The 10,815-nt window shown below is 75.6% G+C and carries 10 protein-coding genes; 4 read left to right on the top strand and 6 right to left on the bottom strand.

Going from position 1 to position 10,815, the window contains the following annotated elements; genetic code table 11:
- Positions 1-165 precede the first annotated feature (165 nt).
- Together K7G60_RS37135 and K7G60_RS37130 are read right to left on the bottom strand one after the other, a co-directional pair.
- Positions 166-1,029, bottom strand: coding sequence for a glutathione S-transferase C-terminal domain-containing protein (locus K7G60_RS37135; RefSeq protein WP_225805377.1), 864 nt, complete (start codon positions 1,027-1,029; stop codon positions 166-168).
- Between the two features lie 154 nt (positions 1,030-1,183).
- Positions 1,184-1,330: a cell envelope biogenesis protein OmpA gene (locus tag K7G60_RS37130; RefSeq protein WP_225805376.1), complete on the bottom strand. Its 147-nt coding sequence runs from the start codon at positions 1,328-1,330 to the stop codon at positions 1,184-1,186.
- Between the two features lie 152 nt (positions 1,331-1,482).
- On the opposite strand from K7G60_RS37130, the gene K7G60_RS37125 reads away from it, so the two are divergent.
- From K7G60_RS37125 to K7G60_RS37110, 4 genes are all read left to right on the top strand, one after another.
- On the top strand, positions 1,483-1,938 hold the full coding sequence (locus K7G60_RS37125) for an Rrf2 family transcriptional regulator (protein WP_225805375.1): 456 nt from the start codon (positions 1,483-1,485) through the stop codon (positions 1,936-1,938).
- Between the two features lie 159 nt (positions 1,939-2,097).
- A complete protein-coding gene (locus tag K7G60_RS37120; RefSeq protein WP_225805374.1) occupies positions 2,098-3,432 on the top strand; it encodes an acyl-CoA dehydrogenase in 1,335 nt (444 codons plus the stop codon).
- Positions 3,433-3,572: 140 nt separating this feature from the next.
- Positions 3,573-4,445, top strand: coding sequence for a universal stress protein (locus K7G60_RS37115; protein WP_225805373.1), 873 nt, complete (start codon positions 3,573-3,575; stop codon positions 4,443-4,445).
- A gap of 138 nt (positions 4,446-4,583) precedes the next feature.
- The gene (locus tag K7G60_RS37110) at positions 4,584-5,246 is read left to right on the top strand and encodes a CAP domain-containing protein (RefSeq protein WP_225805372.1); all 663 of its coding nucleotides are present in this window, start codon (positions 4,584-4,586) and stop codon (positions 5,244-5,246) included.
- A 47-nt stretch (positions 5,247-5,293) separates the two neighbouring features.
- Here the strand turns inward: K7G60_RS37110 and K7G60_RS37105 are convergent, their stop codons facing one another.
- The 4 genes from K7G60_RS37105 to K7G60_RS37090 form a co-directional block, all read right to left on the bottom strand.
- Positions 5,294-6,778 (bottom strand): sigma-70 family RNA polymerase sigma factor, encoded by a 1,485-nt coding sequence (locus K7G60_RS37105; RefSeq protein ID WP_225805371.1) that lies wholly within the window; start codon positions 6,776-6,778, stop codon positions 5,294-5,296.
- Between the two features lie 87 nt (positions 6,779-6,865).
- Positions 6,866-7,156, bottom strand: a complete 291-nt coding sequence (locus K7G60_RS37100) for a hypothetical protein (RefSeq protein ID WP_225805370.1) — start codon at positions 7,154-7,156, stop codon at positions 6,866-6,868.
- A 96-nt stretch (positions 7,157-7,252) separates the two neighbouring features.
- The gene (locus K7G60_RS37095; RefSeq protein ID WP_225805369.1) at positions 7,253-9,472 is read right to left on the bottom strand and encodes an NADP-dependent isocitrate dehydrogenase; all 2,220 of its coding nucleotides are present in this window, start codon (positions 9,470-9,472) and stop codon (positions 7,253-7,255) included.
- A 43-nt stretch (positions 9,473-9,515) separates the two neighbouring features.
- On the bottom strand, positions 9,516-10,589 hold the full coding sequence (locus K7G60_RS37090) for a phosphatase PAP2 family protein (protein WP_225805368.1): 1,074 nt from the start codon (positions 10,587-10,589) through the stop codon (positions 9,516-9,518).
- Between the last annotated feature and the right edge of the window lie 226 nt (positions 10,590-10,815).

Genomic DNA, 10,815 nt, shown 5'->3' with positions numbered 1-10,815 from the left:
GCCCGGCAGGAGCTGGGCTGGGAGCCGGCGGCGAGCTCGCTGGAGGCCCTGGAGGCGTTCCTGCGCGGGGTCCGCGGGGGCACGGGCGACGACACGGCGCCGCTGGCGGGGAACCGCATCGGCTGACGGCGCCCGCCCTGGACCGGGCGGGCGCGCCGGTCTCCGTCAGCGCCCGGCGGACCAGTCGACGAGGCGTATCGCCGCGCCCGCGGCCTCGCGGCCGCGGCAGTGGGCGCGGTGGCGGCGCAGGAGGGCGTCGATGTCGAGGTGGCGGGCGAACTCGGGGCGGGCGGCGAGGCGCTGGGCGTAGGCCCACAGCGCGGGGTGGGCGGCGACGCGGTCCATGGCGGCGGCGTCGAGGTGCCAGCGGTGCACGGTGTCGAGCTGGACGAGGGTCACCCAGACGTGCAAGTCGGCGGCGGTCGGGGCGTCTCCGAGGACGTAGGGCCGGTGGGCGAGGCGGCGTTCCAGGGAACCGAGCGCGGCGAAGAGGACGGTGAGCGGGTCGCGGTGGGCGGATTCGCCGTCGAGTCCGAGTTCGCCGGCGCGCTGGGCGGCCCGGTTGACGCTCCGCTCGCACAGGTCGGCGATCGCGTCGACGGCGTCGCGGTGCGCCTCGGGCAGCAGGTCGGGGCCGTCGCCGCGGAAGCGCAGGGCGAGGTCCCGGAGGATGTCGGGGACGTGGGTGCTGACGATCCGTCCGGTCCAGCCGTCGCTGAGGACGGGGGCGGCGGCCGGACCGGTGTAGAGGTGGGCGCTCGCCTCGTACAGCGGCCGGAGCGCGGCGTACCCGCCGTCGGGCGTGTCGGGGGTGCCGGGGAGCACGGTGAGCGGGAGCGTGGCGTCGAGTCCGAGCAGGCTGTGGGTGAGGGCGATGCTCAGACACCGGGGGTCGGACGGGTCGACGTGGAGGCGGTAGCGGTGCGGGACGGCGTAGTGGCCGCTGTTCGCGTCGCGGCCGATCCGGCCCCGGAAGACGGGGACGGCGGCGGAGGCGGGCAGGAGCCGGGACGGGACGACGACGGACATGGTTCTCCCTCGGGGGTGCTCGGTGCCGGCCAGGGCGGCGTGCGGCGGCGTGGACGCGACGGTTCCGCCGGCGGCGGCGTGACGCGCCGGCCGCACGGGACCCGGAGGCGGCAGGGGTACGGGCGGAGGAGACGGGCGGACCGCGGCGGGCGTCTCAGCGGACGGGGTGGACGCCTGCGCGGGAACGGCGACTCGCCGCGCTGCAGACCCGCAGCAGGTCGATGTGCCGGCGGGACGTCAGGGGCAGCGAGCGCGGGAGGGGCACGGCGGGCGAGGTGTCCCTCCGACCGGTGCGTCCCATGATTTCCTACCTGTTCGCTCGGTTTCCCGTCCATGAGTGTCCGGCGGGCCACGGGCGCCGTCAAGGGTGCGGTACGGGCCGTCCCGTGGGCGCGGTGCGAGTCGCCGCGCGGGCGCACGGCTCCGGGCGCACCCGTGCGGAATAATGCGCGCATGCGCATTTCAGCCAGGGCCGACTACGCGGTGCGGGCCGCCCTCCAGCTCGCCGCAGCCCAGGACGCGGGGCCGCTGAAGGCGGAGGCCATCGCGGTGGACCAGGACATCTCGCACAAGTTCCTGGAGGGCATCCTCGGCGACATGCGCAAGGGCGGTCTGGTGCAGAGCCAGCGCGGCGGCAACGGCGGGTACTGGCTGGCCCGGCCGGCCGAGACGATCTCGGTCGCGGACGTCATCCGCTGCGTGGACGGCCCGCTGGTCTCCGTACGGGGGGAGCGGCCGCCGGACCTGTCGTACTCGGGGCCGGCCGAGTCGCTGCTGACGCTGTGGATCGCCCTGCGGGCCAGCGTCCGGGACGTGCTGGGGGTGTCCCTCGCGGAACTCTCGGCGGCGAAGCTGCCGGCCGCGATCGTCGCGCTCGCGGACGACCCGGAAGCCTGGACCAACCCCTGACCGGGCGGGGCCCGCCCCTCACCAGCTGCGCGAACCCGACACCGTCTCACTCGCTGATACGGCGTTGTCCGCTCCGTGGACGCCCCTTGGGGCCACGCGGTCGCCTCTGCCAGTATCCCTACTATTCCAGTGGGGATACTAGGGATCGGGTGAGGTGACGTGAGTACGCCGAGGAGATCGCCGAAGAGACCAGCGATACGGACCGCCTCCGCACCGCCCGGCCGGCCCGTCGACCGGCCGGCCGACGACGAGATCTGGCTCCGCGTCACCCGCGAGCTCGCCGACGACCTCGCCGTCGACGCCCTCGCCCGGGACCGGGCCGGCAAGGCCCCCTTCGACGAGGTCGCGCGCCTCCAGGAGGCGGGGCTGCCCGGTCTCCTCACGGCGCCGGGACCGACCCGGCGGGGCGCGGACTGGCGGGCCGCCTGTGCGGTCGTACGGGAGATCTCCGCCGCCGACAGTTCGGTCGGCGAACTCCTCGCCCACCACTACGCGCTGTCCTGGAGCAGCCGCTTCTTCGGCCCCGCGCAGGACGCCGGCGACGCGTGCTCCCCCGGGCCCGCCCTCGACGTGTGCACGGCCGAGGAGCGCTGGCTGCTCGCCGGCGGCGTCGAACCGCCGCACGTCGAATCCGCCCCCGGGCTCACGCTCACGCCCGCCGACGGCCCCGGCGGCGGCTGGATCCTCGACGGGCGCCGCGCCTTCGCCTCCGGCGTCACGGTCGCCGACCGGCTCGTCGTCGGCGCGCGGCCCGGCGGCACCGGCGACCTCCTCGTCGTCCTCGTGGACCCGGCCCGGCCGGGGGTGTTCACGGACGCCGCTCCGGACCGGGTCGGCCAGCGCCTGGCCGGGGCCGGCACCGTCACGTTCGACCGCGTCCCGGTGGAGCCACGGCACGTCCTCGGGGTCCTCCCGCACGACGAGCACGCCGTCGCGCCCTTCACCACCCTCGCACCGCTCGCCCTGCGGCTGCTCCTCGTCCAGGTCGGGCTCGGCATCGCCGAGGGGGCGCTCGCGGAGGCCCGGGACATCAGCCGCGCCGGACAGGCGGGTCCCGCCCCCGTCGGCCTCACGGGAGGCACGTCGGCCACGGACGTGGGCGCCGGGGACGACCCGTACCTCCTGCTCGCCTACGGGGAGCTGGCGACGGCCGCGCACGCCGCCGCCGCGGTGGTGGAGCGGGCGACGCACGCCCTCGCCGGGGGGCTGCTCGCCGAGTGGTCGCTCGGCCCGGAGGAACGCGCCGACATCGCCGTCCTCGTGGCGGCGGCCGAGACGGTCACCGGCCGGGCCGCCGTCCACATCACCACGCGCATCCTCGAACTCGTCGACGGCACGGCGGGAGCCGACGCCCGCGGCGGCGGCCCGGGCTTCGACCGCTTCTGGCGCAACGCCCGCGCGCTCACCGCCCCCACCCAGGCGGCCCACCGGCTCCGCGACATCGGGGACCACTACCTCAACGGCACCCACTCCCGGCTCACGCTGCTGGCCTGAGCACCGGGACGGGCGAAGGGCCGGGCGGACCGGCATGTCGGGACGTCCGGCCCTGTCGTCGAGCCGCCGTTGGGCCCAAGCTGGGGGGAGGAGGGCCGGCCGCCGGGCGGGCCCGTCACCGTATTGACGGAGGCAGCCCGATGAGTCGTGAGATCGTCGCAGGAGTGGACGGTTCCCCCGAGAGCCTCGCCGCGGCCGACTGGGCCGCCCGGGAGGCCCTGCACCGGGACCTCCCGCTACGGCTCGCGCACGCGTGGCGCTGGGAACCGCTCGACCTGCCCCTCGTCCAGGACCCCGACGCCCAGCAGCGCGCGGCCCACGCCGTCCTGCGCGAGGCCGAGGCCACGATCGCCGCCCGCCACCCGGGGCTCGCGCTCACGGCCGAGCTGCTCCCCGACACCCCGGTCGCCGCGCTGCTCGGCACCGAGGACCGGGCCGAGATGCTCGTCATCGGCTCGCGCGGCCACGGCGCCGTCGCCGGCTTCCTGCTCGGCTCGTACGGGCAGCAGGTCATCGCCGCCTCCTCCCGCCCGGTCGTCGCCGTCCGGTCCCGCGACGGCGAGCAGGCCGAACCGCCGTCGGGGCACGTGCTCGTGGGTCAGCACGGCAGCCCGGAGGACAGCGCGGCCGCGCTCGGCTTCGCCTTCGAGACCGCCGCCGCGCGCGGAGCGGCCGTACGGGCCGTGCGCGCGTGGAGCCTGCCGCCGCTGTACGCGTACAGCCCCGCCTCGATGCGGCTCGCGGACGAGGCCGGCGGGCTCGTCCCGTACGAGGAGAAGGCACTGGGCGAGGCGCTCGCGCCCTGGCGCGAGCGGTACCCCGACGTGCCGGTCTCCGAGCACGTCGAGCTGGGCAGCGCGGGGCAGGTGCTGCTCTCCGTCTCGGGCGGCGCCCAGCTCCTCGTGGTGGGCCGGCGGGCCCGGCGCGGGGCCCTCGGGCCGCGGATCGGTTCCGTCGCGCACGCGGCGCTCCACCTGGCGCCCTGCCCGGTGGCGGTCATCCCGCAGGGCTGACAGGCTCGGACACGGGTTGACGCGCCGCGTTGACGAGGAGTGTCGGGGCCACCGGGGCCGGAAAGCCTTACCGCCGTCGCCCCGGTGGCCCTCCCGGCACCGGACCGTCCGGCGACTTCGGCGAGAGAGCGGAGCTCCATGCGGCACCACGACCGTCCCGGTCACTCCGAAGGCCCCCGGGACCCCGGGCCGCCCGCCCCGGCGGGGCGCGCCGGGGGCCGGCACCGCAGAGCCGGCGGGGGGCGGCGCGGACCGCGCCGTCCGTCGTTCCGTACCGCCGTCGTCCTCGCCGGTTCCGCGGCGGTGGTCCTCACGGTGGCGACCGGGATGTACGTGGCCGCCCCGGCCACCGGCACGACGGCCGCCGCGGCGCCGCGCGAGGCGGCGGCGCCGGACCGGACCGCCACCGGAAAGGCCGCGCGGTTCGTGCGGGACGTCGTCGGACTCGTCAACACCGAGCGCGAGAAGGCCGGTTGCGGTCCGCTGCGCGCGGAGGCGCACCTGCGGAGCGCGGCCCAGGAGCACGCCGACGACATGGCCGCCCGCGGCTACTACGAGCACCACAGCCCGGAGGGCCGGGACGGGGGCGACCGGATGAGCGGCGCCGGGTACGCCTGGTCGGCCTGGGGGGAGAACATCCACCGCGGGCCGAAGACCCCGGCCCGGGCCATGGAGGACTGGATGGACAGCCCCGGGCACCGGGCGAACATCCTCAACTGTTCCTTCAAGGACATCGGCGTCGGGGTGACCCTCGCGGGCAACGGCCCCTGGTGGGTGCAGGACTTCGGCGTCAGACGCTGAGGCGCCGCCAGGGCTCCCGCGTCGGACGCCGAGGCGCCGCCCGCCGTTCAGGAGGCGGGGGCGGCCAGCTGCTGCACCCAGATCCTGCCACCGGGGCCGGGCACCGACGCCACGCCGGTGTCCCGGTACCGGCAGTCGAGCATGTTCTCCTCGTGCATGGCCCCGTCACGCCAACCCTCCACGACGGCCTCCGGGTCGGCCGCGCCGCGGGCCAGGTTCTCCGCCCAGGCGCTCCAGTCGTATCCGGCGGCGGTGATCCGGGCGTCGGCGAACTCGCCCTCGGGGGTGCTGTGCCCGTAGTAGCCGCGCGCGACCATGTCGCGGGCGGAGGCCCGGGCCGTCTCGACCAGCCGGGGATCGGTCCGCAGCGGGGCGCAACCCGCCGAGGCCCGGAGCCTGTTGACGAGCGCGGTGACCCGCTCCCCCGGATCGGCGGCCGGCGTCGGGCGCGTGGTGCGGCGGGGGGCGGGGACGGTGGTCGCCGGTGCGGGGGCGGCCGTGGTGACCCGCGGGCTCGGGGAGGCCGTGACCGGGGCGGTCGTGACCGGAGGCGCGGCGACGGGTCGGTCGGGCCGGACGTGCGCCTCCGGCCGCGGCGGTACGAGGAGGGCGACCGCCCCGAGGACGGCGACGGCCGCGGCTCCGGCGGCGGAGGCGCGCCGCAGCGGGGTCCACCACCCGGTGGTGCCGGAGGCGTCGGGCAGCCCGGTCGCGTGGGCGGCGTACTCCGTCGCGGGTCCGTCCGTGAGCGCGGCCGCGGCCGTCAGGGGCGGGACGAGGCCGATGCCGACGAGGAGGCCCTCGACGGGGGCGAGGCCGCTGCGGCCCGCCACGCGGGAGGTGCAGGCGGCACAGGTGCGCAGATGGCGGGCTATCCGCTTGCGCCAGAGCGGGGAGGGGCGGCCGTCCCAGGCCGTGAGGATCTCCGTGAGCTCCGGGCACGGCGGCAGCGCGTCCAGGGCGCGGACCACGGCGCGGCCGGTGTCCAGGCGCTCCTTCATCCGCTGGACGCGGACGGCGGCGTGCTGCGGGGTGACGCCGAGGCCTTCGGCGAGCTCGGCGCGGGTGAGTTCGCCGGCGGCCTCCAGCCACCACAGGGCGAGGAGTTCGGCGTCGTCCTCGTCGAGCCAGCGGGTCGCGCGGGCCACGTCGCGGCGCTGCCCGGAGAGGCCGAGGCGCAGGATGGTGAGCTCGGTGAAGTCGCCGGCCGGGTCGGCGAGGTCCGTGGCCCGGTCGAGGCCGGGCACGGGCGCCCGCCGGCGCTCGTGCCAGCGGCGCCGTACCCCGTTCATGGCGATGGCGACGAGCCAGGACCGGAAGCGGGAGGGGTCCCGGAGGCCGGTCAGGCCGTCGAGGGCGCGGACCATCGTCTCCTGGACGATGTCGTCCGTGTCGGCGTGGCCGTCGAGGGCCCGGCCGACGATGTCGTGGACGAGCGGCAGATGGGCGCGGACCAGCGCGTCCCTGGCGTCCGCGTCACCGGCCCTGGCCGCCTCCACGAGGGCGGTGGTGCGTCGCTCGTCGCTGTGCATGGGTGTGCTCCCTCGTCCCTGGTCAGAGTCCCCCGCCAATGGGAGACCCGTGGGCACGGGAGGGATAACACTTCTGCGGGGACGGCGCTATCTCGGGGGTACGGGCAGGTTCGGGACCGTGGCCCCGTTCCCCTCCCGGACGGCTGCCACGACGGCGTCGTGCAGCTCGCGGCTCTCCTCCTCCGATCCGCACGGAACGGGACTGCCCGACATGGTGAACCAGTCGGATGCGCCGCTGTACTGCACGGCCACGCGTGCCTCGCGGTCGGCGAACGTCGTGTGCACGGTCAGATCGCCCGTGACGACGCCCACCTCCTCGGTCAGCACCCCACCTCGCCCGGTGTAGACACCGGCGGTCGTCCAAGATGCCCAGCTCATGCCCTCCAGGGTCACACCGGGGGATGAGATGCGCCACCGACGGGACCGCCCCGGCCGGAGGAGCTCCGGCCGGGGCGGTGCGGGTCCCGCGCCGGATCAGGCGAGGGACGCGACGGCCTCGTTGAACGTGGCGGACGGGCGCATCACGGCCGCGGCCTTGGCCGGGTCGGGCTGGTAGTAGCCGCCGATGTCGGCCGGGGAGCCCTGGACGGCGACGAGCTCGTCGACGATCTTCTGCTCGTTCGAGGAGAGGGTCTCGGCGAGCGGGGCGAAGACCTTGGCCAGCTCGGCGTCCTCGGTCTGGGCGGCCAGCTCCCGGGCCCAGTAGAGGGCCAGGTAGAAGTGGCTGCCGCGGTTGTCGATACCACCGAGGCGACGGGTCGGCGACTTGTCCTCGTTGAGGAAGGTGCCGGTGGCGCGGTCGAGGGTGTCGGCGAGGACCTGGGCGCGGGTGTTGCCCGTGGTGGTCGCGAGGTGCTCGAAGGAGGCGGCCAGGGCGAAGAACTCGCCGAGGCTGTCCCAGCGGAGGTAGTTCTCCTTGACGAGCTGCTGGACGTGCTTCGGGGCGGAGCCGCCGGCGCCGGTCTCGAAGAGGCCGCCGCCCGCCATCAGCGGGACGACCGACAGCATCTTGGCGCTGGTGCCCAGCTCCAGGATCGGGAAGAGGTCGGTCAGGTAGTCGCGCAGGACGTTGCCGGTGACCGAGATGGTGTCCTCGCCGCGGCGGATGCGCTCCAGGGAGAACTTGGTGGCCTCGACCGGGGACAGGATCCTGATGTCCAGGCCCTCGGTGTCGTGCTCCGGCAGGTACTGCTTCACCTTGGCGATGAGCTGCGCGTCGTGGGCGCGGTTCTCGTCCAGCCAGAAGACGGCCGGGGCGCCGGTGGCGCGGGCGCGGGTGACGGCCAGCTTGACCCAGTCCTGGATGGGCAGGTCCTTGGTCTGGCAGGCGCGGAAGATGTCGCCCTCGGAGACCTCCTGCTCCAGGACGACGTTGCCCGCGGAGTCGACGAGGCGGACGGTGCCGGCCTGGGCCATCTCGAAGGTCTTGTCGTGGGAGCCGTACTCCTCGGCCTTCTGCGCCATGAGGCCGACGTTCGGGACGGAGCCCATGGTCGACGGGTCGAAGGCGCCGTGGGCGCGGCAGTCCTCGATGACGGCCTGGTACACGCCGGAGTAGCTGTGGTCCGGGAGGACCGCGAGGGTGTCGGCCTCCTGGCCGTCCGGGCCCCACATGTGGCCGGAGGTGCGGATCATGGCCGGCATCGAGGCGTCGACGATGACGTCGGACGGCACGTGCAGGTTGGTGATGCCCTTGTCGGAGTCGACCATCGCCAGGGCGGGGCCGTCGGCGAGCTCGGCCTCGAAGGAGGCCTTGATCTCGGCGCCCTGCGGGAGGGCGTCCAGGCCGCCCAGGACGGTGCCGAGGCCGTCGTTCGGGGACAGGCCGGCGGCGGCGAGCACCTCGCCGTACTTGGCGAAGGTGTTCGGGAAGAAGGCGCGCACGACGTGGCCGAAGACGATCGGGTCGGAGACCTTCATCATCGTGGCCTTGAGGTGCACGGAGAAGAGCACGCCCTCGGCCTTGGCGCGGGCGACCTGCTCGCCGAGGAAGGTGCGCAGGGCGGCGGCGCGCATGACGGCGGCGTCGACGACCTCGCCGGCGATGACCTTCAGCGGCTCGCGGAGCTCGCTGACGGTGCCGTCGGCGGCGGTGAATTCAAAGCGGAGGGTGTCGTCCTCGGCGATGACGACGGACTTCTCCGTGGAGGCGAAGTCGTTCTCGCTCATCGTGGCGACGTTCGTCTTGGACTCGGGGGTCCAGGCGCCCATGCGGTGCGGGTGGGTCTTGGCGTAGTTCTTGACCGAGCCGGGCGCGCGGCGGTCGGAGTTGCCCTCGCGCAGGACCGGGTTGACGGCCGAGCCCTTGATCTTGTCGTACCGCGCGCGGACGTCCTTGTCCTGGTCCGTCTGCGGGTCGTCCGGGTAGTCCGGGAGGGCGTAGCCCTGCGCCTGGAGCTCGGCGATCGCGGCCTTGAGCTGCGGGATGGACGCCGAGACGTTGGGCAGCTTGATGATGTTGGCGCCGGGCGTCTTGGCCAGGTCACCGAGCTCGGAGAGGGCGTCGGGGATGCGCTGGCCCTCCTCCAGGAACTCGGGGAAGACGGCGATGATGCGGCCCGCGAGGGAGATGTCACGCGTCTCGACCGTGACGCCGGCCTGCGAGGCATACGCCTGGATCACGGGCAGGAACGAGTACGTCGCCAGGGCAGGCGCCTCGTCAGTGTGGGTGTAGATGATGGTCGAGTCAGTCACCAGGTGCTCCGCTCCACGTCTGCGTATGCGAGATTGCTCGACATCAAGATATCTCGTGATCGCCGTCCTCGGTAAAGGGCCCCACGAGCTCCCCGTCGAGCGGAGCGCCCGCGGCCTCGACGAAGGGGCCGCCGAGCCGGTACGGGGCGGGGGGACCGTCCACGTCGACGCGCCGGAGCAGGAGGAGCGGGATCAGGCCGGCGGCGGCGACCACGCCCGCGGCGAGGGCCTGGCCGCAGCGGTGCGCGAGCCGGAGCTCCGCCGGGTCGTACGGGGCGGTGGCGGGCAGCGTGAGGGTGTCGCCGAGCAGCCACAGTCCGGCGCCCAGGCCGGCCGCGGCGAGGAGGGCGAGCGGGACCGTGACGAGGAGGCCGGGCAGGGCGGTCCCGCGTCGCGGGCCGGGGCGGACCCTGCCCTTGCGGGCGATGACGGCGAGGAGGCCGGAGGTCACGGCGAGGGCGACGAGGGCGGCGGCGATGACGTCGCCGGGCCGGTGCCGCCCCGACGCGATGGTGTACGCGCCGACGGCGGCGGCCCAGAGCGTGGCGCCGCCGACGGCGAGGGCGCGCTGCCGGTAGGGGGCGACGAGTACCAGACCGAGGGCCACGCCGACGGCGAGCGTGGTCTGGGCACTGGGGAAACCGCTGGGCACGAGGGCGCCGGCGGCGTCGACGAGCCGGGGCCGGGGCGCGTACCGCTGGAGGAGTCCGGTGACGGCGAGAGCGGTGACGACCGCGCCGGCGGCGGCGCCGGTGAGGGCGTACCGCTTGCGTATGAGGCCGACGGCGAGGAGGAGGACGCAGCCGAGGACGAGGGAGAGGGTGGTGAGCCCGGCGAGCGAGGGGTGGTCGCGGATCACCGTGACGGCGACGGAGTCGGCGCGCCGGCCGGTCACGGCGGCGTCGCCCCAGCGGCGGCCGGTCGCGGTGAGCACGAGGCCCGCGTAGACGGCCGTGAGGGCGAGGACGGCCCCGAGGCAGGCACGCCGGGTCCGGGTGCGGACCCGGGTGCTGAACGAGCCGGCGGCCTCGCCGGCCACGGCGGCGTACCACCAGGTGTCACCGGTCTTCAGCGGCCTCGGGGGGCCGCCGGCTCGGAGCCTGTCGTAGGAAGCCATGCCCCGATTCGAACCCACGCGCGCCCGTGACGCCCGCTGGAGGCACCCGAACGACACGCCGGGGCGTGGGTACCGGGCGGGCGGGGCCCGCGGCCGTCCGGGAGGGCCCGCCGCCTCGGGGGAGCTCGCCGGACGGGCCGGAGCGGGGACGGGGCCCCGGGCCCGTCCGGAGCGACGGCGTCCGGCCCGGAGCGGGGACGGGGTCAGCGGTCCCGGCGGGGGGCCC

This window comes from Streptomyces sp. NK15101 (genome assembly GCF_020400725.1).
Lineage (GTDB): Bacteria > Actinomycetota > Actinomycetes > Streptomycetales > Streptomycetaceae > Streptomyces.
Note: the sequence above shows the minus strand (reverse complement) of the source record. Positions and strands in the feature narration are given on the sequence as shown.

Bases quoted from the DNA above. Each gene is read 5' to 3' on its own strand.
- K7G60_RS37105 (WP_225805371.1), bottom strand. From the start codon at position 6,778: ATGCACAGCGACGAGCGACGCACCACCGCCCTCGTGGAGGCGGCCAGG.
- K7G60_RS37115 (WP_225805373.1), top strand. From the start codon at position 3,573: ATGAGTCGTGAGATCGTCGCAGGAGTGGACGGTTCCCCCGAGAGCCTC.
- K7G60_RS37110 (WP_225805372.1), top strand. From the start codon at position 4,584: ATGCGGCACCACGACCGTCCCGGTCACTCCGAAGGCCCCCGGGACCCC.
- K7G60_RS37100 (WP_225805370.1), bottom strand. From the start codon at position 7,156: ATGAGCTGGGCATCTTGGACGACCGCCGGTGTCTACACCGGGCGAGGT.
- K7G60_RS37125 (WP_225805375.1), top strand. From the start codon at position 1,483: ATGCGCATTTCAGCCAGGGCCGACTACGCGGTGCGGGCCGCCCTCCAG.
- K7G60_RS37090 (WP_225805368.1), bottom strand. From the start codon at position 10,589: ATGGCTTCCTACGACAGGCTCCGAGCCGGCGGCCCCCCGAGGCCGCTG.
- K7G60_RS37130 (WP_225805376.1), bottom strand. From the start codon at position 1,330: ATGGGACGCACCGGTCGGAGGGACACCTCGCCCGCCGTGCCCCTCCCG.
- K7G60_RS37135 (WP_225805377.1), bottom strand. From the start codon at position 1,029: ATGTCCGTCGTCGTCCCGTCCCGGCTCCTGCCCGCCTCCGCCGCCGTC.